Raw genomic sequence first — 22,247 nt, 5'->3', positions numbered from 1 at the left:
CCTGCTAGGGGAACCTTGGCGTGGCGGGCACGTTTTCCCGGCGATTGCACCGGTTGCGGTGCTCCTGAGGGAACGGATGAAAACCGAGCCGATCGCTTCGGACGCGAGCGCTGCCGAAAGCCATGACGCGCGCGCCGGTGCGCGCGCCGATATCCGCCTGATGCGGTCGCTGGTGATCGGGATCTTCATTCTGATGACGGCGGCGGCGCTGTACTTCGCGCGCGCCTTCTTCATGCCGGTGATACTCGCCTTCCTGCTGGCGCTGACGCTGACGCCCATCGTGCGTTTGCTGCGCAAGCACGGCATCCCTGAGGTTGTCTCGGCGACGCTGCTGGTGCTGCTTTCGATCTTCGTCTTCGCCGCCGCAGGCTATCTGCTCAGCGGTCCGGTCATCGACCTCATCAACAACAGCTATTCGATCGGCCAGCAGCTCACCGAGCGGCTGGCGCCGTTCAAGCGGCCGCTCGAAAGAATGATGGACCTCGCACATCAGTTGGAGGCGCTGACGGAGACGTCTCAGGAACCCGGCCTTCAGCAGGTCGCGGTAGCACCTTCCGGCATCCTGTCCACGGCGGCCAGCAACATCCTGGAAGCAGGCACGGCGATCACCATCGTCTTCGTGCTGTCGCTGTTCCTGCTCGCCTCCGGCACGCTGTTCTACGAGAAGATCGTCCAATCCTTCGCCAGCATGACGCAGAAGAAGCGGGCGCTGCGCATCGTCTATGACGTTGAGCGCGAGATTTCGCACTATCTGCTCACGGTCTCCATCATCAATGTAAGTCTCGGGACGGTGATCGGGCTGGGCTTGTGGGGGCTCGGCATGCCCAACCCGCTCGTCTGGGGGGCGATGGCGGCATTGCTGAATTTCTTGCCCTATGTCGGCGCGCTGATGACGGTCGTGATTGTCGCCGTCATCGCGCTGATCAGCTTCGACACGATCGCCTATGCGCTCTTGGCGCCGGCCTTCGTGGTGCTGTGCGACATCATCGAAGGCCAGTTCGTGACGCCGACGGTGGTCGGGCGGCGCCTCGAGATCAATGCGGTGGCGATCTTCATCGCCATCGCCTTCTGGTCCTGGCTGTGGGGCTTCGTCGGCGCGCTGATGGCGGTGCCGTTGCTGGTCGTCATCAAGGTCTTCTGCGACCATTTCGAGGGCCTGAGCCATGTCGGCAACTTCCTGGCGGCGCAGCAGTCCATGGCCATCGAGGAAGAGCCGGCCGAAAACAATCACAAACCGGCCTGAAGCACGTCGCGCTGAAAAGTCCGAGAACCGCTCCGCACTTCCGGGCGACATGCATTGGCATGTGGCCCAATCGCAAAGCGTGGCCGTTATTTGCAGCGTTGGCGGGCAGTGCCTATATCGGGCCGGTCAAGCCGGACCTGCCCCTGAATGAGCGACTTCGATCTCGATGGCTATTTCGCCCGCATCGGCTATGACGGGCCGACCGACGTTTCGCTCGCCACGCTGCAGGCGCTGCACGCAACTCACCCGCAGGCGATCCCGTTCGAGAACATCGACGCCTTGATGGGCGTTTCCGTCGGGCTCGACATCGCCTCGCTGCAGGACAAGATTCTTGGCCAGGGCCGCGGCGGCTATTGCTTCGAGCACAATCTCATCTTCATGCATGCGCTGAAGGCGCTCGGCTTCACGACCAGCGGGCTGGCGGCGCGCGTGTTGTGGGGCCAGCCTGATGATGCCGTCACCGCGCGCAGCCATATGCTGCTGCGCGTCGAGCTCGGCGGCCGCACCTACATTGCCGATGTCGGCTTCGGCGGCCTGACGCTGACGGCGCCGCTGCTGCTTGAGCCCGGGCTGGTGCAGCAGACACCGCACGAGGCCTTCCGCATTGTCGAGACCGGCGACGATCTTCGCCTGCAAGCAGGCATTGGCGGCGATTGGCGCACGCTCTACCGCTTCGACATGAGCCAGGCCCATGAGGTCGACTACCTGGTCGGCAGCCATTTCCTGTCGACCCATCCGAGCTCGCATTTCCTGACCACGCTGGTGGCCGCGCTCGCCTTGCCCGACCGGCGCTATGCGCTGCGCAACAACCGGCTGTCGACACATCATGCCGGCGGCCGCAGCGAGCAGCGCGAGATCGCGACGGCCGCTGAGCTCGCCGGCGTGCTGGAGAGCCAGCTCGCCATCGTCATTCCCGACCGCGCCGCCTTCGAGGCGAGACTGCGGGAAAAACGCATCGTGGAGACCTGACCAATGACGGCCCTTTCGGTTCTCGACCTGTCGCCGATCACGCAAGGCAGCACCGCCTCGCAGTCGCTTGCCAATTCGCTCGACCTTGCCCGCCATGCCGAGCGGCTGGGCTACCGGCGCTACTGGCTGGCCGAGCACCACAACATGCCGGGCATTGCGAGCGCGGCGACGTCCGTCGTGATCGCGCATGTCGCCGGCGGGACGAAGTCGATCCGCGTCGGCGCCGGCGGCATCATGCTGCCCAACCATGCGCCGCTGGTGATCGCCGAGCAGTTCGGCACGCTGGCCGCACTTTTCCCCGGCCGCATCGATCTCGGCCTCGGCCGCGCGCCGGGCACCGACATGCTGACCGCGCGGGCGCTGCGGCGGAATCTCGAAAGCGCCGACAATTTCCCGCAGGACGTCGTCGAGCTGATGGGCTATTTCCAGCCGGCCGAGGAAGGCCAGCGCATCCGCGCCGTGCCCGGCGAGGGCCAGAGCGTGCCGGTCTGGATCCTCGGCTCCAGCCTCTATGGCGCGCAGCTCGCAGCCCTTCTCGGCCTGCCTTACGCCTTCGCCTCGCATTTCGCCCCGGCCGAGCTCGATCATGCGCTGGAGGTCTATCGCACGCGCTTCCAGCCATCGGCGCAACTCGACAAGCCTTATGTCATGCTCGGCCTCAATGTCTTCGCCGCGCCGTCGGACGCCGAGGCGAAGCTTCTGTTCAGCTCGCTGCAGCAGGCCTTCGTCAATCTGCGCAGCGGCCGGCCCGGCCAATTGCCGCCGCCGGTCGAGAATTACGACCGCGACCTCGATCCTGCGGCGAAAACCATGCTTGCCCAGGCGCTGTCCTGCGCCGTCGTCGGCTCGCCGGAGACGGTGCGCCAAGGCATCGACACCTTCATAAGCCGCACCGGCGCCGATGAATTGATGGTGACGGCGCAGTGCTTCGACCATGCGGCGCGCGTGCGCTCCTTCGAGATCCTCGCTGACGTGCACAAATCGATGTCGAAGGCGGCCTGACGGCGCCATGGCTTCTGACATACCCATCTGTTAAGGGCAGGCTCCCCGCCAACGCGCGAGCCTGCACATGACCCATGATCTCGACGACCGCATGCATTTTGCCATCGACCTGGCGCGGCGCGCCGGCGAGCTGGGGCTGAAATATTTTCGCGACCTCGACAACCTGGCCGTCGAGAGCAAGGGCCACCAGGACTTGGTTTCCGAGGCCGACCGCGAGGTCGAGCTGTTCATCCGCGCCGCGATCGCCGAGGCCTATCCGCAAGACGGCATCGTCGGCGAGGAGCACGCGGCGGTGACCGGAACAACCGGTCATGTGGGTGATCGACCCGATCGACGGCACCGCCAATTTCGTGCGCGGCATTCCCGCCTGGTGCGTGGTGATCGCCTGCGCCAGGGATGGCGAGACAATCCTCGGCGTTATCCACGAAGCCTCGACCGACGAAACGTTCTACGCCCGCCGCGGCGGCGGCGCCTTCCTTAACGGTAAGCCGATCAAGGCCAGCAATGCGGCGTCGCTTTCCGACGGCGCCGTCGGCACCGGGCTCTCCAACCGCGCCTCGACCACGAATGTCGTCATTCTCATCGGCCTGATCATGGGCGAGGGCGGCGTCTTCTACCGCAATGCTTCCGGAGCGCTCATGCTTGCCTATGCGGCGGCCGGCCGGCTGCTCGGCTATCTCGAGGAGCACATGAACGCCTGGGATTGCCTGGCCGGCATGCTGCTGGTCGAGGAGGCCGGCGGCACGGTGCTGAAAGCGGACCCCAAGACGGTGATCGGCAAAGGCACCCGTGTGGTCGCCGGCGGCCGGGGCATCTTTCCGAGGCTGCAGCTGCTAGGCGAGAGCTCCTTCGGATTTACGCGCTGACGCTCTGCGCGAGCGCGCCCAGCGGCCGGCAGGAATTGCGGATCATCAGCCGGCCCTTCAGTACGAGCTTGCGCGGCGGCGCCTCCCTGTTGCCGGCAAGCCGGTCAAGCAGGAGGTTCGCCGCCTGCTCGCCGATCGCCTGCACCGGCTGCGCCACGGTGGTCAGCTGCGGCACGAACACGTCCGACCAGGGAAAATCATCGAAACAGGCGACCGAAATGTCTTCGGGGCAGCTGAGACCGATGTCGCGGATCGCCTTCATGGTGCCGATCACCATCGGATTGTTGGCCGAGAAGATCGCGCTTGGCCGGTCGTGCAGCGAAAGCAGCTGCATTGTGGCGTTATAGCCGTCGATCTCGTGGAAATTGCCGGAGCGTATGAGCTCCTCCGCCACGGGCAGGCCGGCGGCCTGCAGCGCCTCGCGGTAGCCGATCATGCGGTCATGCATGGGGGATATGTCGGAGGCGCCGGTGATATAGCCGATGCGGCGATGGCCGAGATGGATCAGATAGGTGACGGCGTCGAACACCGCGCGCTGGTTGTCCAGGACCACCGCATCGGTGTCGACGCCTTCGCAGAGGCGGTCGAGCAGCACCACCGGCACGTTGGCGTCCCCGACGATGCCCTTCAGAATGCCGCCGTCGCCGACGCGCGCCACGATCAGCCCGTCGACCATGCGGTCGAGCAGCAGCCGGATCTGGTCGTCCTGCGTGTTCAGGTCCTCGTCCGTGCAGCACAGCATGACGGCATAGCCGGCGCGGTCGAACGCCTGCTGGATGACCGAAACGACATCGGTGAAGAACGGATTGGTGATATGCGGCACGGTCAGGCCGATGGTCCGCGTGGTGCCCATCTTGAGGCTGCGGGCAATGGCGTTGCGCTTGTAGCCGATGTCGCGGATCGCCTGCTCGATGCGCTGGGTAAGCTCCGGACTGACGGTGGCGGTGCCGTTGAGCACTGCCGACACGGTGGCCACGGACACACGCGCCGCCTCAGCCACATGCAGCATGGTCGGTGCCGTGGATTTCCGCTGTTTTTTCCGCCCTGACACCGTCATTTTCGAAACGTTTAACCGCCCCTATTTGGCCAAACCTACGCAAACCCGGCTTTTTTCGCAAGAATTGAAATGCATCAATCCTCAGCAACCAGATATGCGCTTGACACATTCGAAACGTTTAGATTAGCGTTCAAACAATCGAAGACGACGGAGGGAGGCCGTCCTTTGCCATGCAGCGCGTTGATTCCACCACGACTGGCAATGCGGCCGCCGACGGTCCAACCGTCGTCCTCAGCGCGACCGGCATTTCCAAGCGGTTCGGCGGCATCGCCGCGCTGTCCGATGTGAGCCTGGACCTCAGGCCCGGCGAGGTGCACGCGCTGATGGGCGAGAACGGCGCCGGCAAGTCGACGCTGATGAAGATCCTGTCGGGCGTCTATACCGACTACGAAGGCGCCGTGGCGATCGACGGTCAGGCAGTCCGCTTCACCGGCGTCCGCGACGCCGAGGACGCCGGCATCGCCATCATCCACCAGGAGCTCAACCTCGTCCCCGAGCTCAGCGTCGCCGACAACATCTTCCTCGGCCGCGAAAAGCTGATCGCCGGGCTGGTCGTCGACCGCAAGGCGAGCAGCCGCACTGCCAGCGCGTTGCTGCAGCGTCTCGGCATCGAGCTCGATCCCGAGGCACGTGTCGGCACGCTCAGGGTTGGCGAGCAGCAACTGGTGGAAATCGCCAAGGCGCTGTCGAAGTCGGCGCGCATCCTGATCATGGACGAGCCGACCTCGGCGCTGTCGCCGGCCGAGTGCCAGAGACTATTCCGCATCATCGGCCAGCTCGCGGCAAGCGGCGTTGCGATCGTCTACATCTCGCATCGCATCGACGAGGTCATGCATCTGGCCAGCCGGGTGACGGTGCTGCGCGACGGACGCCACGTGCTGACGCGGGACATGGCAAAGCTGGACGAAGACGCCATCATCACGGCCATGGTCGGGCGCGACCTTCTCGCTTCCTCCGATCATGAGCGCGCCCCTGGCGGCGAAGCGGTGCTCTCGGTCAGGGACCTGTCGCTGTCGAAGCCCGAACGGCATGGCTGGCGCACGATGATCGACGGCGTCAGCTTCGACCTCGCGGCCGGCGAGATCCTCGGCATCGGCGGGCTGCTGGGTTCCGGCCGCACCGAGATCCTGGAGGCGATCTTCGGCTCCAGCGACGGCCGCACCGGCGGCGAGATTCGGCTCGACGGCGTGCCGGTCGAGATCGGCTCGCCGCGCGAGGCCCGCCGGCTCGGCATTGCTTTGGTGACCGAGGACCGCAAGACGCAAGGCCTGCATCTCCAAGCCTCGATCACCGACAATGTCGCGCTGCCTCTGGTCGGCGCGCTGGCGCGCTTCGGCCTGCGCTCGCGCTCCGGCGAGCGCGGCCTGGCACGCGACGCGGTCGGCGCGCTCGGCATACGCTGCGAAAGCATCGAGCAGGCCGCCGGCACGCTGTCCGGCGGCAACCAGCAGAAGGTGGTGATCGGCAAGTGGCTGGCGACCCGGCCGCGCGTGCTTCTGCTCGACGAGCCGACGCGCGGCATCGATGTCGGCGCCAAGCGCGAAATCTACGACCTCGTCTTCAAGCTGGCCGGCGACGGGCTGGCGATTGCCGTGATCAGCTCCGAACTGCCCGAGCTTCTGCATCTGGCCGACCGCATCCTGGTCATGGCCGAGGGCCGCCAGCGCGGGATCCTGTCCCGCGCCGAGGCCAGCGAGGAGGCGATCATGCGGCTTGCCGCGCCAAGACTTGCCACACCAAGACGGGCAGCGAGACCAGCCGCATGAACCTTATCAGCCTTGTTTCCCGCACCAAGCTGTACTGGGGGCTGATCGCCATCTTCCTGATCGGCGTGTTCGGCTCGCCGATCAGCTCCAAGGGCAACAACATCTTCCTGTCCTACGGCAATCTGCTCGACGTGCTGCGCCAGGTGTCGACCACCGGCCTCATCGCCACCGGCATGACGGCGGTGATCCTGACCGGCGGCATCGATCTTTCCGTCGGCTCGCTGATGGCGATCTGCTCGGTCGTCTGCGCCATGCTGCTCACCGTGCCGGGCGTCACGCCGTCGGCGGCGCTCGGCGTGCCGACGACCGCGCTGGCGGCGCTTTGCCTCGGCGTGCTGGCCACCCGCTTCATTTTGCTCAACATCGAGAAATCCCGCGCCGGGGCGGAAGCCGGGCGCGACGCGCGGCTGGACAAGGCGCGCGGGCTGGTCATTCCGGGCGTCGTCGGCGTGATCCTGTGCTGCCTTTCGCTGTGGTACCTGCTGCCGCAGGTCGAGACCAAGTTCGGCGTGCTCGGCGTGCTGCTGGTGGCGCCTTGCGTCGGCCTTCTGTTCGGCACCATCAACGGCTTCATTATCGTCGCCGGCCGGCTGCAGCCCTTCATCGTGACACTTGCGATGATGGTGACGGCGCTCGGCATCGCCAGGCTCACCGCCGGCCAGAACAACGCGGTGCTGCCGGTCTATACCGGCTCGAACGCCACCGCCGATTTCGAGATCCTGCGCTCGCTGGTGTTCGGCATCGTGCCGATGCCGGGCCTGTTCTTCCTCGGCGCGGTCGTGATCTACGGCGCGGTGCTGCGCTTCACGCCGTTCGGCCGCTATGTCTACGCCATCGGCGGCAATGAGGAGGCGGCGCGGCTTTCCGGCATCGCCGCCGGGCGCGTCAAGATAGCCACCTATGCGGTGTCGGGCCTGCTCGCCGGCATCGCGGCGGTGCTCTACGTGGCGCAATACCGCCAAGGCAAGCCCGATGCCGGCGCCGGGCTGGAGCTCGACGCCATCGCCGCCGTGGTCATCGGCGGCACCAGCCTGATGGGCGGGCGCGGCAGCCTAGTCGGCACCTTCTGTGGCGTGCTGATCTTCGGCCTGCTGTCAAACATCTTGCAGCTGCACAACATCAATTCGAACCTTCAGCTGGTTCTGAAGGGGGCGATCATCATCGGCACCGTGCTCGTGCAGGAGCGCAACGCCGGCGATCTTCTCAGCTATCTGCGCCTGCCCGGCGGACGGACGGCGCAAAAGGAAACGGCCGCAGCCAAGCGGCCGTCACAGGAGACCTCGTCTCTATAATCCGGAGGAAACAGGACCATGAAACGACGTGAAATGCTGAAGCTCGCCACCTTCGCGGCGGCGCTTGTGACGACCACCGGGCTCTTTTCCGGCAACCATGCCTTTGCCCAGGACAAGAAGTGGAAGATCGGCTTCTCGCAGGTGACGACCATCGAACCCTGGCGCGCCCAGTTCAACAAGGACATCATCGCGGAAGCCGCCAAGCACCCGGAGGTCGAGCTGATCATCACCGACGGCGAGGACAAGACCGAAAAGCAGGTCGCCGACGTCGAGAACCTGATCCGCCAGGAGGTCGACGCGCTGCTGGTCTCGCCGAAGGAATCGGCCGGCCTGACCGGCGTGGTGCAGCAGGCGATCGACGCCAAGATCCCGGTCTTCGTGCTCGACCGCAATGTCGAAACCAAGGACTACACGCAGTTCGTCGGCGGCGACAACAAGCTGATTGGCCGGGCGGCTGGCGAATATGCCGTCGAGCTCCTGGGCGGCAAGGGCAAGGCGGCCGGCAACGTCGTCGAGATCTGGGGCGGCATGGGCACGCAGCCGGCGCATGACCGCCATGACGGCTTCCATGAATTCACCGACAAGGAGCCGGGCATCAAGTACCTGCTCGACCAGCAGTCGGGCGACTGGAAGCAGGACCAGGCCTATAACATCATGGCCAACGCGCTGAAGACCAACGAGAAGATCGATCTCGTCTACGGCCACAATGATCCGATGGCCTATGGCGCCTATCTCGCGGCCAAGGATGTCGGGCGCGAGAAGGACATCAAGTTCATCGGCATCGACGGCCTGCCCAATGAAGGCGTGCAGATGGTGAACAAGGGCGAGCTGACCGCGACCTTCACCTATGTCACGCCGGGCGCCGAGGGCCTGCGCCAGGCGATCAAGTTCCTGAAAGGGGAGAAGGTCGAGAAGACCATCACCCTGCCGACGGAAAAGATCACCAAGGACAACGCTGCCAAGATCCTGAAGGACAACGGGCTCTAGATTCTGTTTGACGCAATTCCGAACGGAAAACCGCTGCGGCTTTTCGTGGAATTGCTTGAAGTCCGCAACCCCTGCCGGGCCACGCGCCCGGCAGGGCTTTGCCCGAGCGCCAGGCGCTCCCCACAGCTTGCCGCCGGATGCGCGAAGCGTCGCCGCAATGCTGGTTTTCCGCTCTTTCGCGACCGAAAGTCACGCCCGAAACAGCAAGTCCTGACCTTCGCGGTCGGCAGATCTGTGTGCCCTAAGCGGCGCCGTTTCAAAAAAACCAAGCTGGGACAGTGAGATAGATCGACCTCAGACTGGCTCAGGCGCAGAGCGCGGCGGGTGTCTTCCGGCTCGCTGCCGAGACGATGGACAGCTTACGCAGGATGCTTGCGCCTTGTGTCGCCTGTTCTTATATACGCGCCAGCCGTCCAGCCCTAAAAAGCGGGGACCATGACGGGATTTCTTGTGAACAGGGGCTTTCGTCGGAACGCCTTTTGAAGGGTCCAGAGAGCCTGCTTAGAGGAGAGATTAGAACAATGGCAAAAGTTATCGGTATCGATCTCGGCACCACCAACTCGTGTATCGCCATCATGGATGGCAAGGACCCCAAGGTGATCGAGAATGCTGAAGGCGCGCGCACGACGCCTTCCATCGTCGCCATTTCGAGCGACGGCGAACGTCTCGTCGGCCAGCCTGCCAAGCGCCAGGCGGTCACCAATCCGGAAAACACCATCTTCGCGGTCAAGCGCCTGATCGGCCGCCGCTATGACGACCCTGTGACGGAGAAGGACAAGAAGCTCGTCCCCTACAAGATCGTCAAGGGCGACAATGGCGACGCCTGGGTCGAGGCCGGCGGCAAGAAGCAGTCGCCCAGCCAGATCTCGGCCATGATCCTGCAGAAGATGAAGGAGACGGCGGAAGCCTATCTCGGCGAGAAGGTCGAGAAGGCGGTCATCACCGTTCCGGCCTATTTCAACGACGCCCAGCGCCAGGCGACCAAGGACGCCGGCAGGATCGCCGGCCTCGAGGTGCTGCGCATCATCAACGAGCCGACGGCCGCCGCACTTGCCTATGGCCTGGAGAAGAAGGACGGCAAGACCATCGCCGTCTATGACCTTGGCGGCGGCACCTTCGATATTTCCGTGCTTGAAATCGGCGACGGCGTCTTCGAGGTGAAGTCGACCAATGGCGACACCTTCCTCGGCGGCGAGGACTTCGACATGCGCCTCGTCGAGTATCTGGCGGCCGAGTTCAAGAAGGAACAGGGCATCGACCTCAAGGCCGACAAGCTCGCGCTGCAGCGGCTCAAGGAGGCCGCGGAAAAGGCCAAGATCGAGCTGTCGTCGACGACGCAGACCGAGATCAACCTGCCCTTCATCACCGCCGATGCCAGCGGCCCGAAGCACCTGACGATGAAGCTCACCCGGGCGAAGTTCGAAAGCCTGGTCGAGGATCTCGTGCAGCGCACCATCGATCCCTGCAAGGCGGCGCTCAAGGATGCCGGCCTGAAGGCGGGCGAGATCGACGAGGTGGTCCTGGTCGGCGGCATGACCCGCATGCCCAAGATCCAGGAGATCGTGAAGCAGTTCTTCGGCAAGGAGCCGCACAAGGGCGTCAACCCGGATGAGGTAGTGGCGCTTGGCGCCGCCATCCAGGCCGGCGTGCTGCAGGGCGACGTCAAGGACGTGCTGCTGCTCGACGTGACGCCGCTGTCGCTGGGCATCGAGACGCTGGGTGGCGTGTTCACCAGGCTGATCGAGCGCAACACCACGATCCCGACCAAGAAGAGCCAGACTTTCTCGACCGCCGAGGATTCGCAGTCGGCGGTGACGATCCGCGTCTTCCAGGGCGAGCGCGAGATGGCGGCCGACAACAAGATGCTCGGTCAGTTCGACCTCGTCGGCATTCCGCCGGCCCCGCGCGGCGTGCCGCAGATCGAGGTAACGTTCGACATCGACGCCAACGGCATCGTCAATGTCTCGGCCAAGGACAAGGGCACCGGCAAGGAGCACCAGATCCGCATCCAGGCTTCGGGCGGTCTGTCCGACGCCGACATCGAGAAGATGGTGAAGGACGCCGAGGCCAATGCCGACGCGGACAAGAAGCGCCGAGCCCTCGTCGAGGCCCGCAATCAGGCCGAAGCGCTGGTGCATTCGTCCGAGAAGTCGCTGAAGGACTATGGCGACAAGGTCTCGGAGGCTGACCGCACCGCAATCTCGGATGCGATCGCCGCGCTGAAGACCGCAGCCGAAGGCGACGACCCGGCCGACATCGAGGCCAAGTCGCAGTCGCTCGCCGAAGTATCGATGAAGCTCGGCCAGGCCATGTACGAGGCCTCGCAGAAGGAAGCGGCCGAAGCCGACGCCAAGGCGGACGCGGCCAAGGATTCGGACGTGGTCGATGCCGACTTCGAGGAAATCGACGAAGACGACGAGAAGAAGAAGTCGGCCTGAGCCGGCCGACGGCGGATCATGCGAAAAGCCCGGCGGAAGGCCGGGCTTTTTTGCAACCCCAGTCGAAAAAGTGACAGAAAAGCCCGGAGCGGCCCGGCTTAGTACTAGCATCCGGGAAACATCGCTCCTAAATCCAAGAACGTGCCGGCAAACGTCGCCAACAATGCTTGAAGACATTGAGCATCCGGACAGCGGGAAAAAATGAAAGCTGATTTCTACGAAACGCTGGGCGTGCAAAAAGGCGCCGACGACAAGGAACTCAAGAGCGCTTTCCGCAAGCTCGCCATGCAGTTCCATCCCGACCGCAACCCCGGCGACCACGCCTGCGAGCACAAGTTCAAGGAGATCAACGAAGCCTACGAGACGCTGAAGGACCCGCAGAAGCGCGCCGCCTATGACCGTTTCGGCCACGCCGCCTTCGAGGGCGGCATGAACGGCGCCGCGCACGGTTTCGGCGCCGGCGGCTTCGCCGACATCTTCGAGGATATTTTCGGCGACATGATGGGCGGCCGCCAACGCCGTTCGTCGGGCGGCCGCGAGCGCGGCGCCGACCTGCGCTACAACATGGAAATCACGCTGGAAGAAGCCTTTTCCGGCAAGACGGCGCAGATCCGCGTGCCGGCCTCGATCTCCTGCTCGGAATGCTCCGGCAGCGGCGCCAAGCCCGGCACGCAGCCGGTGACCTGCTCGATGTGCCACGGCCACGGCAAGGTGCGCGCCACGCAAGGCTTCTTCTCGATCGAGCGCACCTGCCCGCAATGCCAGGGTCGCGGCCAGACGATCAAGGACCCCTGCCCGAAATGCGCCGGCCAGGGCCGCGTCACCGAGGAACGCTCGCTGTCGGTCAACATCCCGGCCGGCATCGAGGACGGCACCCGCATCCGGCTGGCCAATGAGGGCGAGGCCGGCCTGCGCGGCGGACCGCCCGGCGACCTCTACATCTTCCTGGCGGTCAAGCCGCACGAATTCTTCCAGCGTGACGGCGCCGATCTCTATTGCAAGGTGCCGATCTCGATGACGACGGCAGCCCTTGGCGGCTCCTTCGAGGTCACCACGCTCGATGGCACCCAGACCAAGGTCAAGGTGACGGAAGGCACGCAGAACGGCCGCCAGTTCCGCTTGAAGGGCAAGGGCATGCCGGTGCTGCGCCAGCCCAATGTCGGCGACCTCTACATCCAGACGGCGGTCGAGACGCCGCAGAACCTGACGCGCCGCCAGCGCGAACTGCTGGAAGAGTTCGAGCAGATCTCCTCGAAGGACAACTCGCCCCAGTCGAGCGGCTTTTTCGCGCGCATGAAGGACTTCTTCGAGTCGTTCGGCGAAAACTGATTGCCGCAGGCGCGCATTTCGCACGGCGTCGGGGGCGATCCGGTGCCCAAGCGTCATCAACACCTTATGCCAGCTTGACGCCTTGCCTTGTCCCACCCACCTGCTAAGTAGCGGAGCGGGAGGCTGAGCATTGAGGAGAGCTCGTGATGGCACGTAGTCCCGGGTTGCGCAAAGCGCTGGCCGAAAAATTCGACGACGAGCTGAAGTTCTTCAAAGGCTGGATCGACAAGCCGAAAACGGTCGGCTCGATCGTTCCCACCAGTTCCGTCACCGCCCGCAAGATGGCGTCGATCGTCAACCCGGGATCGGGCCTGCCGGTGCTCGAGGTCGGGCCCGGCACCGGCGTCATCACCCGCGCCATCCTGGCCCAGGGCGTGAAGCCCGAAAACCTCTACGCGGTCGAATATTCGACCGACTTCGTGCGCCATCTGCGCGGGCTCTATCCCGGCGTCAACGTGATCGAGGGCGACGCCTTCAATCTCAATGCCACGCTCGGCGACAAGCGCGACATGGTGTTCGACTCGGTCGTCTCCGGCGTGCCGCTGCTCAATTTCCCGGTCGCCCAGCGCATCGCCTATATCGAAAGCCTGCTCGACCGCATTCCGGCCGGACGGCCGATCGTGCAGCTGACCTATGGCCCGCTGTCGCCGATCCCAGCCGGGCGCGGCGACTACACGGTCGAGCATTTCGATTTCATCTTCCGCAACATCCCGCCGACGCAGCTGTGGATCTACCGAAGGGAGGGATAAGGCAGTAGGCAGTAGGGAATAGTCAGGAAACCACTCTCCTAATGCCTATTCCCCACTCCTAATGCCTATTCCCCACTGCCTTTTGCGAAGCAATGCCAGTGATCCCAAGAATCCTCGTCTTCGCCGGCTCGGTCCGGACCGGCGCCTTCAGCGGCCGGACCGCCGACGTGGCGCAGAAGGAACTCGCCATGCAGGGCGCGGAGGTGACGCGCATCTCGCTAGGCGACTATCCGCTGCCGATCATGGATGAGGACCTGGAAAAGGAAAAAGGCATCCCCGAAAACGCCATCAAGCTCGGCCGGCAGATCGCCGCGCATGACGGGCTGCTGATCGCGACGCCCGAATATAACGGCTCGATCCCGCCATTGCTCAAGAACTCGATCGACTGGGTGAGCCGGGTACGGCGCGAGGGCAGCCATACGTTCAGGCCGCTTGCCGGCAAGCCGGTCGGGCTCTGTTCGTCCTCCGGGGGCAAGTTCGCCGGCATACGTTGCATCAACCATCTGCGCGCGGTGCTGGTGCGCTGCCAGATGGAGGTGATCACGCCCGAATGCTCCGTCTCCGAGGCCGGCGAAGCCTTCGCCGAGGACGGACAATTCAGGGACGCCAGACTACAGCAATCGATGGAGCGCCTATGCCGTACACTGATCGAAACCTCGCGCATGCTGTCCACCCGGATCGAGGCGTGATCAATTTCGCGGAGGCCGACACTATGCGGGACAGGCTGATCGTTGGGCTGGACCTGCCGACGCTGAAAGAGGCCGAGAAGGCGGTGCGCGAGCTCGAAGGCGCCGTTTCCTTCTACAAGATCGGCTACCAGCTCGCCTTCGCCGGCGGATTGGACTTCGCGCGGGAGCTCGCCAGCGGCGGCACGAAGGTGTTTCTCGACATGAAGCTGCTCGATATCGACAACACGGTCGCCAAGGGCATCGAGAACATCGTCAAGATGGGCATGACGATGCTGACGCTGCATGCCTATCCAAAAACCATGAGAGCGGCTGTCGAGGCGGCCAGGGGCAGCGAGCTCTGCCTGCTTGGCGTGACGGTGCTGACCTCGATGGACGAGCAGGACGTGATCGACGCCGGCTATGAATACGACCCGCACACGCTGGTGCTCAGGCGCTCCGAACAGGCGCTGCATGCCGGCATGGGCGGCATCGTCTGCTCGGCTGAGGAGGCCGAGGCGGTGCGCCGGATCGTCGGACCCGACCTGGCGGTGGTGACGCCGGGCATCCGGCCGGCCGGCAGCGCCCATGGCGACCAGAAACGCGTTGTGACGCCGGCGCAGGCGATCCGCAACGGCTCCAGTCACCTTGTCGTCGGCCGGCCGATCGTCGCCGCGCCGGACCGCCGCGCTGCGGCCGAGGCGATCCTCGCCGAAATGCAATCCGCCTGAGGACCGGCCCTCTTTCGCGAAAAACAAACAGGAGAAAAAGAATGCCGAAGGGATATTGGATCGCCCGTGTCGATGTGCGCGACGCCGAAGGCTACAAGGACTATGTCGCCGCCGCGAAGCTCGCCTTCGACCGCTTCGGCGCGAAGTTCCTGGCGCGCGGCGGCGAGCACGAAATGGCCGAGGGGCCGGGGCGCGCCCGCAACGTCATCATCGAGTTCGAATCGCTGGCCGTGGCGCATGACTGCTACCACTCGCCGGAATACCAGCGCGCCGCCGCCATCCGCCAGAAAGTGGCCGATGGCGAGATCGTGCTGGTCGAGGGCGTCTAGGTTCGGCGAAGCAGGCAGATCGGCTGTTGCTGCGCGGCTTACATTGGAGATGCCGAAAACGCCCAGCTGTCGTCATCCACGGGCGGAGCAAGGAGCGAAGCGACGCGCGCAGACCCGAGGATCCATTCCGTGACTTCGAGGCGCCGCTACGATCCAGAATTCTGCTCCGCTGCACTCCGTGGCCAAGGTAACGGCATGGATTCCAGGGTCTGCACGCGTCGCTTCGCTCCTTGCTCCGCCCTGGAATGACGAAGTTGTTGGATCTCGGCCAATGACGAAAGTCACGTCAATCTGTTGCCAGCCGTCTCCGCCATGGCGTCAGCGAGGCTCAGGCCCCACTGCTTGCGGCAATAGTCGCGGAAATCGAAGCAAGGCAGGCCGGGGCAGACTTCGAACTCGATGAGATGGACGGTGTCGTCGGCCTCGACCCTGAAATCGACGGAAAAGACATCTTTCAGGCCGAGACCGCTTATCAGTTTCTGCGCGATGGCGCGGATTTTTCGGTCCGCCTCCGGCTGACTCGCGCCCACGGCCTCGAGCTCCGGCTCGGCATAGGTGCCGGCATCCTTCGCCGCCTGGCCGGTCCCGCCATAGAGCGCCATCGAATCGGCCATGGTCTGGAAATCGCCGCCGGAATCGACGAAAACGATGCCGAGCGCTTCCATGCCGGTTTCCCGTCTGAGCCCAAGAAAGCTCGCCCGCACGTTGCGGCCAGCGACATAGGGCTGGACGACGACATCGTCGCGGTAATGCGAAAAAATACGCCGGCTAAGCTCCAGCGCATGGCCGAGATCGGCGGTGCGCGAATCCGGCCAGATGCCGATCTTGGCGCCGAGCCGGTTGGGTTTCACGAACCAGCCCTTGGGCGAGGCCGGCGGCTCGACCAGCCATTCGCCGTTGCGCGCCAGGCCGGCCTGCGGCGCCGGCAGGCCGAGCGCGCCGAGCACGGCGCCGGAACGCAGCTTGTGCTGGCAGAGCGCGAACAGCGAATCGTCGGCGCCGACGGTGCGCAGCCCCTTTAGCCGCGCCAGCGCCGGTGCTGCGCCGCCACGGAAGTAGGCGATACCGTCAGTAAGCGTCCAGACCAGCGTCGTTGCCGGATCGGCCCCCGCCAGAACCGGCGCCGCGTTGTCGAGTTCGACAGGCCTGAAGGCGAGGCCGCGCCTTTCGCAAGCCTCGGCAAGCTGGTTGAATTCCGGCGCAAGGTCGGTCGACTGCGCCAGATAGGACGAGATCTCGATGGCGCGCTCCGCTGGATAGCCCTGGGCGACCAGCCGGTCAAAACAGGGTTTTTCCGGTTCGTAGACAAGGATCAAGGTCGGCTGCGGCATCGAAAGCTCCGGGAGATCAGGCGCGTACCATCGCATGCCCGAAGTGGCCGGCTTGCGGGAAACCGACCGAACCGAGGCGATTGCGCGACAGTAAGCCGGCCGCCGCATCTCTTGTCTTGATGCTCCCAATACCCCAGCACGGATTCGACCGCGGGCTATGTTTGCCTTAGGGAGCGGCCTTGGAGATTAGCCGAAACCCCCATCACGATCGTCATCCACGGGCGAGCAAGGAGCGAAGCGACGCGCGCAGACCCGAGGATCCATTCCGTTACGTCGAAGCGCCGCTCACGGTGCAGAATTCTGCTCCGCTGCACTCCACAGCTCAGGTCACGGAATGGATTCCAGGGTCTGCGCGACGCCGCTTCGCGGCTGCTTCGCCCTGGAATGACGAGTTTGAGAGGCTTCGGCCAATCTCCAGGGTTTGCGCTGATTTCATGGAATGAACGGTAAAAACCTTGCCTGCCGACAACCAGGACGCTTTCAAAACCCCTGTGTCGAGGAATTATGCGATCAGCACGCGCGGCTCGAAGCGCCCCTTGACTGGAATGTCGAGCAGGAAGGTCATGCCGGCCTGCGGGTCGAGAGCGCGCTGCTTCTCGTCCTTGCCTTTCCAGGCGGAGGTCACCGCCAGCCGGTCGGCCTTTGCGCCGACAAAGGCCGGACAGGAGGCCTGCGTCACCGGCATGGCGATCTCGCGCAGCAGCGTGCCGTCTGGCGCATAGGCCTTCACCGCCTTGCCGCCCCAGACGGCATTCCACAGCACGCCGTCGCGGTCGACGACCGAACCGTCGATATAGCCTTTCGAGGAGCGATGATCGACGAACACTTTCACTTCGCCGGCCGGCAGGCCGGTCGCCGGATCGCAGGCAACGCGCATCAGAAGCCCGGTCGCGGTGTCGGTGTAGTAGGCGATTTTGCCGTCCTCCGAGAAGCAGATGGAATTCGAGACTGTGATGCCCGAAAACAGCCGGCGCAATTCGCCCTTGAAGAACCAGTAGATCGACCCGGCGCCCTTCTGCTCGTCCTTGCCCATAGTGCCGGTCCAGAACGCGCCGCACGGGTGGACGCGCGAATCGTTGGAGCGCGTCAGCGGATTGTCGGCCTCGATCGGCGTGTGCAGCGTCAGCCTGCCGGTCTTGACGTCCCTGACCTGCAGGCCGACCTCGGTGGCGATCAGCTGGCGCTCGTCGTCGATGACGGCGATGGCGCTGGCCATGGTGCCGAGATCATGGATTTTCAGCGAGCCGGCGAGCGGCTTTTCCAGAAGCTTGCCGTTGACGATGTCGAACCAGAACATGGTGTCGGTGGCGGGATCGTAGCTAGGGCCCTCGCCAAGCTCGCAGATATGGTCGGAAAAAACCGAAACGCCATTCATCACGCCACTCCGAAAGCTTCATCCCAGGCGGTGACCGCGGCGCGGGCGCGCTGCGCCACGTCCTCGACGCTCGCACCCGGCTTGTAGAGGCTCGATCCCAGCCCGAAGACACTGACGCCGACCGCTTTGTAGCCGGCGAAATCCTTGTCGGAAACGCCGCCGACGGCGCCGACAAGCGTCGTTGCCGGCAGCACGGCGCGGATCGCCGCGATGCCGCTCGATCCAAGCACGCTTGCCGGGAAGAATTTCAGCGCCGAGGCGCCGAGGTGGATCGCCTGGAAGGCTTCGGTCGGCGTGAACACGCCAGGCATCGTCACCATGCCGTATTGCATGGCACGGCTCATGACCTCGGCATCGATATTGGGGCTGACCAGCAACTTGCCGCCGGCCTTGTGCAAGGCGTCGACGTCCGCCGCCGTCAGCACCGTGCCGGCACCGATCAGCGCGCTTTTCGGCAGCGCCTTGACCAGATCGGCGATGGAGACGAACGGCTCCGGCGAATTGAGCGGCACTTCGATCGCCTCGATGCCGGCGTCGTGGATCGCCCGGCCGATCGCCACGGCCTCGGAAGGCTTCAGGCCGCGCAGGATGGCGACAAGGCCGCGCTTCAGCTTCGGGAAGGGTGCGGTCTGGCTCATGAAGCGCCTCCAATCATGCCGTTCTCGCGCGCGGCCTCGACGAGGCCGGCGCGCACCGCTTCATCGGCGTCCACGCTGCGAAAGGCAAGGCCGGCGAGGTCGAGCGCTGTGCCATAAAGCTCGGCCAGCGCGCCGGAGGCGATCAGCGCCACCGGCGCTTCGCTGGCGCCGTAGCGCCGCCTTGCCGAGGCGATCTCGCCGCCGATCAGAAGGCCGGACAGGCAGGCCGCCGCGTCAGTGGGCTGCAGATCCTGCAGAAGCCCGGCGGCGCGGATGGCAAACAGTTTCGAGGTGACGTCGCCGCCTTCGCCCAAAGCCCGCTCGCACCACTGACGGAAGAACGGGCTGCGCGCGGCAACCGGAGCGGGATGCTCGCCGAGCGAATATTTCAGGATCGAGTGTGTGGCCAGCACGGAGAACAATTCGCCGGTGGGCCAGGTGCCGAAGCCCGTGACCACGCCGTCCGCGACCGCGACCCATTTCGAATGCGTGCCGGGCATGCAGACGAGGTGGCGTCCCTTTGCCGGCAAACCGGCGCCGGCAAGCTGGGTTTCCTCGCCGCGCATCACGTCGGGCGCGTCGGCCAGCCGCTGGGCGAGACCGGGCACGATGCGGATGTCGCGGCCCGAGCCCTCGATGCGGGCCGCGCCGCGCAAGATCGCGCCGATCGGCGCCGGCACGGTGACGTAAGGCGCCTCGATCCAGCCCTGCCGCGAACCGGCCATGCCGCAGATGATGACCGGCAACATGTCCGGCGCGCCCATCGCGGCAAGATGGCCTTCCAACACGTTCGAAAAGCCCTTTTCGCGGGCGGTGATCAGCCCGTCGTCGCCGCGCCGCTCGGCAAGCACCTTGCCCGAGCCGTCGAGCAGCCAGGCCCTGAGCCTGGTCGTGCCCCAGTCGAGCGCAGCGACCGCTGGTGCCGGGCTCACAGGAAGCCTCCATCGACGATCAGCATCTGGGCTGTCAGCATGCGCGAGGCGTCCGACGCCAGGAACAGCACCGTGCCGACCATGTCGTCGGGCTGCATGACATCCTTGATGCACTGCTTGGCGACATGGGCGGCGAGCGCCTCGTCAGTGACCCAGAGCTTGCGTTGCCGTTCGGTGATGACCCAGCCTGGCGCCACCGCGTTGACGCGGATTCGGTCGGCGCCGAGCTTGCCGGCGAGGCCCTTGGTCAGGCCGAGGATGCCCGCCTTGGCCGCGGTGTAGGCCGGCATATCGGGGTGGTTGATCAGATAGGAGGTGGAGGTGAAGTTGATGATCGAGCCGCCGCCGGCGCGCTTCATGCCGGGCGCCACGGCCTGGGCGGTGAAGAAATGCGGGCGCAGGTTGATCGCAAGGTTGTTGTCCCAGAATTCGACGGTGACGTCTTCCACTGCGTGACGCTCGTCGAGCGCGGCATTGTTGACCAGCACCGTGACGTCGCCATGCGCCTTGGCCGCCTTCGCGGCGGCGGCGCGCAGCGCGTCGACGTCGCGCAGGTCGGCGCTGAGGTAGAGCGGGCGGCGGCCGAGCTCCTTCTCCAGCCGGTCGGCAAGGGCGGTGCTTGGCTTGTCGGCGATGTCGATGAAAGCGACTTTGGCGCCCTGCCGCATAAAGCCTTCGGTGAGCGCAGCACCAATGCCGGAACCGCCGCCGGTGATCAGCACCGAGGCGCCGTCGAGGTCGGCGAAACGCGCCGATGGCATCATGATCTGTTCTCCCGTTTTGCCGGCGCGCATCCTAGCCACGCCGGGCCCGGGAGCAAGGACGAAATGGCGGTTTCGGTAGCTTATGTCCGACAAATGAGGTCTGCACCTCCGCCTCCCGGAAGCAGCTCAAGGTACGTGAGCACCGGAAGCGCAGGAGACCGCCATTTGCAGACCGGCCTCACCTGAATACCAGCAGATCTTGTCAGATCGCCTTGGCGTGCAGCGCTCCGCGATAGGAATCGCGCAGATAGCCGAGCGTGGCGTCGGCATCGGCCGGCTTGCCGAACAGATAGCCCTGCCCGCCGGCGCAGCCGAACTGGACGAGGCGGTCGGCCTGCGCTTCGTCCTCGATGCCTTCGGCGACAACATCCATGCCGAGCCCTTCGCACATTGCGAGGATGGCGCGGATGATGTGCTCCGACGGCCGGTCGTCGAGGATGGAGGAGACGAAGGCGCGGTCGATCTTGAGCTTGTCGAAATGGAACTCGCGCAGGCGGCCGAGCGACGACTGGCCGGTGCCGAAATCGTCGAGCGAGACGCGGATGCCGACGCGACGCAGGTCCTCGACGATCTTCTCGGCCGAGGCCGGATCGTTCATCAGGCCAGTCTCGGTAATCTCGATCTCCAGCCGGCGCGGATCGAAGCCGGTGCGGTCGAGGATGGCCAGGATATGCAGGCCGGTGTTCTGATCGACGAGCTGCGAGGGCGACAGGTTGAAGGACAAGAACAGCTCCTTCGGCCAGCTGCGCGCCGCCTCCGCCGCCTTGCGCAGCACCAGCTGCGACAGCGGGCCGATGATGCCGCGTTCCTCGGCGATCGGGATGAAGACGGATGGCGGCACGACGCCGAGGTCGCGGTCGGTCCAGCGCGCCAGCGTCTCGAAGCCGATGGTGCGGCGGCTGCTCAAATCGACGATCGGCTGGAAATGCGGTTCGACCTCGCCGGCCGAGACGGCGCGGCGCAGCGCCTGCTCGATGCGGGTGACGCGCTTGGCCGCCTCTTCCATCTCGCGGGTGTAGACGACGACGCGGCCGCGGCCCGAACGCTTGGCGTGATAGAGCGCAGTCTCGGCCTTGTTGAGAAGGATCTCGGTGGTCTCGTCGCCGGAATAGAACAGCGAGCAGCCGACCGAGGCCGAAAGCCTTGCGGTGCGCTCGCCGACATCATAGGGCGCCGACAATATCTCGATCAGCATGCGCGACGTCTCGGCCGCCTGCTCCTCCGAGAACACCATCGGATAGAGGTAGGCGAACTCGTCGGCGCCGATGCGGCAGACCGTGGAATAGCCGTCCATCGAAGCGCGCAGCCGCATCGCCACCTGGATCAGGATGTCGTCGCCGGCCTTGTGGCCGAACAGGTCGTTGATCGGCTTGAAGCCGTCGAGGTCGAGGATGCCGACGGCAAAGGGCGCGGGATCGTCGGCGCGGTCGCCGATCAGGCGATCGACCTTGTCGAAGAAGCGACGATGGTTGCCGAGCCCGGTCAACGAATCCGTGAAGGCCAGATCCGTATTTTCCTTGCCTGGCTGGCCGGTGCCAAACGTCGTTTGCATCATGCCTCTGTTCTGATGTCGGTATTTATGGCCAGAGTGGCAGCAAAGCGTTTAGGAAAAGTATCGGAAAATCGATTTTTCCATCGTCCAGGAGCTGCTTGGCACGTCGCCGGCTCAGCTTTGGACAAGAAATGGCAGCCCAACCTCCAATATTCGTTTATGCATAATTGCTAATATAAGTAGCGAACGGTCTCTTCTGGAATGCAATTGCGGAGCAAACGCCGTTTCGCAC

Annotated in this window: 20 protein-coding genes and 1 pseudogene; 14 read left to right on the top strand and 7 right to left on the bottom strand. The window is 64.9% G+C overall.

Annotation, left to right across the window (positions count from 1 at the left end; translation table 11 throughout):
* Positions 1-76 precede the first annotated feature (76 nt).
* The 5 genes and pseudogenes from LB535_RS23390 to LB535_RS23375 all read left to right on the top strand — a co-directional run bounded on the left by LB535_RS23390 (position 77) and on the right by LB535_RS23375 (position 4,080).
* On the top strand, positions 77-1,243 hold the full coding sequence (locus LB535_RS23390) for an AI-2E family transporter (RefSeq protein WP_224633882.1): 1,167 nt from the start codon (positions 77-79) through the stop codon (positions 1,241-1,243).
* Between the two features lie 147 nt (positions 1,244-1,390).
* A complete protein-coding gene (locus LB535_RS23385; protein WP_224633881.1) occupies positions 1,391-2,212 on the top strand; it encodes an arylamine N-acetyltransferase family protein in 822 nt (273 codons plus the stop codon).
* Between the two features lie 3 nt (positions 2,213-2,215).
* Positions 2,216-3,214: an LLM class flavin-dependent oxidoreductase gene (locus LB535_RS23380; protein ID WP_224633880.1), complete on the top strand. Its 999-nt coding sequence runs from the start codon at positions 2,216-2,218 to the stop codon at positions 3,212-3,214.
* 67 nt (positions 3,215-3,281) lie between these two features.
* Positions 3,282-3,455, top strand: a pseudogene (locus LB535_RS29115) (inositol monophosphatase family protein); the annotation flags it as partial.
* Positions 3,456-3,525: 70 nt separating this feature from the next.
* Positions 3,526-4,080 (top strand): inositol monophosphatase family protein, encoded by a 555-nt coding sequence (locus tag LB535_RS23375; RefSeq protein ID WP_411969602.1) that lies wholly within the window; start codon positions 3,526-3,528, stop codon positions 4,078-4,080.
* On the opposite strand, the gene LB535_RS23370 is transcribed toward LB535_RS23375, so the two are convergent.
* Positions 4,070-5,089: a LacI family DNA-binding transcriptional regulator gene (locus LB535_RS23370; protein ID WP_095769456.1), complete on the bottom strand. Its 1,020-nt coding sequence runs from the start codon at positions 5,087-5,089 to the stop codon at positions 4,070-4,072. The genes LB535_RS23375 and LB535_RS23370 overlap by 11 nt on opposite strands.
* A 218-nt stretch (positions 5,090-5,307) precedes the next feature.
* Here LB535_RS23370 and LB535_RS23365 point away from each other — a divergent pair, with 218 nt between their 5' ends.
* The 9 genes from LB535_RS23365 (at position 5,308) to LB535_RS23325 (ending at position 15,423) form a co-directional block, all read left to right on the top strand.
* Positions 5,308-6,903, top strand: coding sequence for a sugar ABC transporter ATP-binding protein (locus LB535_RS23365; protein ID WP_224633879.1), 1,596 nt, complete (start codon positions 5,308-5,310; stop codon positions 6,901-6,903).
* The gene (locus LB535_RS23360) at positions 6,900-8,195 is read left to right on the top strand and encodes an ABC transporter permease (protein ID WP_224633878.1); all 1,296 of its coding nucleotides are present in this window, start codon (positions 6,900-6,902) and stop codon (positions 8,193-8,195) included. Before LB535_RS23365 ends, LB535_RS23360 begins: the two co-directional genes overlap by 4 nt.
* A gap of 18 nt (positions 8,196-8,213) precedes the next feature.
* Positions 8,214-9,182: a substrate-binding domain-containing protein gene (locus LB535_RS23355; protein ID WP_224633877.1), complete on the top strand. Its 969-nt coding sequence runs from the start codon at positions 8,214-8,216 to the stop codon at positions 9,180-9,182.
* Positions 9,183-9,703: 521 nt separating this feature from the next.
* Positions 9,704-11,620 carry a molecular chaperone DnaK gene (gene dnaK / locus LB535_RS23350; RefSeq protein WP_140845306.1) on the top strand — a complete coding sequence of 639 codons (1,917 nt, stop codon included), beginning with the start codon at positions 9,704-9,706 and terminating at the stop codon, positions 11,618-11,620.
* Positions 11,621-11,821: 201 nt separating this feature from the next.
* Entirely contained in the window at positions 11,822-12,949 is a 1,128-nt protein-coding gene (gene dnaJ / locus LB535_RS23345) for a molecular chaperone DnaJ (protein ID WP_095769451.1), read from the top strand.
* Between the two features lie 146 nt (positions 12,950-13,095).
* Complete coding sequence (pmtA, locus tag LB535_RS23340; protein WP_224548874.1) at positions 13,096-13,698, top strand: phospholipid N-methyltransferase PmtA; 603 nt, start codon at positions 13,096-13,098, stop codon at positions 13,696-13,698.
* Between the two features lie 92 nt (positions 13,699-13,790).
* Positions 13,791-14,387, top strand: a complete 597-nt coding sequence (locus LB535_RS23335; RefSeq protein WP_224548876.1) for an NADPH-dependent FMN reductase — start codon at positions 13,791-13,793, stop codon at positions 14,385-14,387.
* Positions 14,388-14,410: 23 nt separating this feature from the next.
* Entirely contained in the window at positions 14,411-15,094 is a 684-nt protein-coding gene (pyrF, locus tag LB535_RS23330; protein ID WP_224633919.1) for an orotidine-5'-phosphate decarboxylase, read from the top strand.
* A gap of 41 nt (positions 15,095-15,135) precedes the next feature.
* Entirely contained in the window at positions 15,136-15,423 is a 288-nt protein-coding gene (locus LB535_RS23325) for a DUF1330 domain-containing protein (RefSeq protein ID WP_224633876.1), read from the top strand.
* A 281-nt stretch (positions 15,424-15,704) separates the two neighbouring features.
* Here the strand turns inward: LB535_RS23325 and LB535_RS23320 are convergent, their stop codons facing one another.
* The 6 genes from LB535_RS23320 to LB535_RS23295 form a co-directional block, all read right to left on the bottom strand.
* Positions 15,705-16,754: a D-alanine:D-lactate ligase-like protein gene (locus tag LB535_RS23320; protein ID WP_224633875.1), complete on the bottom strand. Its 1,050-nt coding sequence runs from the start codon at positions 16,752-16,754 to the stop codon at positions 15,705-15,707.
* 502 nt (positions 16,755-17,256) lie between these two features.
* On the bottom strand, positions 17,257-18,129 hold the full coding sequence (locus LB535_RS23315; protein ID WP_224633874.1) for an SMP-30/gluconolactonase/LRE family protein: 873 nt from the start codon (positions 18,127-18,129) through the stop codon (positions 17,257-17,259).
* Positions 18,129-18,767, bottom strand: coding sequence for a 2-dehydro-3-deoxy-6-phosphogalactonate aldolase (locus tag LB535_RS23310; protein ID WP_224633873.1), 639 nt, complete (start codon positions 18,765-18,767; stop codon positions 18,129-18,131). Before LB535_RS23310 ends, LB535_RS23315 begins: the two co-directional genes overlap by 1 nt.
* The gene (locus LB535_RS23305) at positions 18,764-19,699 is read right to left on the bottom strand and encodes a 2-dehydro-3-deoxygalactonokinase (RefSeq protein WP_224633872.1); all 936 of its coding nucleotides are present in this window, start codon (positions 19,697-19,699) and stop codon (positions 18,764-18,766) included. The genes LB535_RS23310 and LB535_RS23305 overlap by 4 nt, the downstream gene beginning before the upstream one ends.
* On the bottom strand, positions 19,696-20,463 hold the full coding sequence (locus LB535_RS23300; protein WP_140845298.1) for an SDR family NAD(P)-dependent oxidoreductase: 768 nt from the start codon (positions 20,461-20,463) through the stop codon (positions 19,696-19,698). Before LB535_RS23300 ends, LB535_RS23305 begins: the two co-directional genes overlap by 4 nt.
* A gap of 202 nt (positions 20,464-20,665) precedes the next feature.
* A complete protein-coding gene (locus tag LB535_RS23295) occupies positions 20,666-22,015 on the bottom strand; it encodes a putative bifunctional diguanylate cyclase/phosphodiesterase (RefSeq protein ID WP_224633918.1) in 1,350 nt (449 codons plus the stop codon).
* Positions 22,016-22,247: the final 232 nt, after the last annotated feature.

This window comes from Mesorhizobium sp. CA10 (genome assembly GCF_020165285.1).
GTDB lineage: Bacteria > Pseudomonadota > Alphaproteobacteria > Rhizobiales > Rhizobiaceae > Mesorhizobium.
The sequence above is the reverse complement of the archived record's forward strand: the minus strand, read 5'-3'. Positions and strand labels throughout refer to the sequence as shown.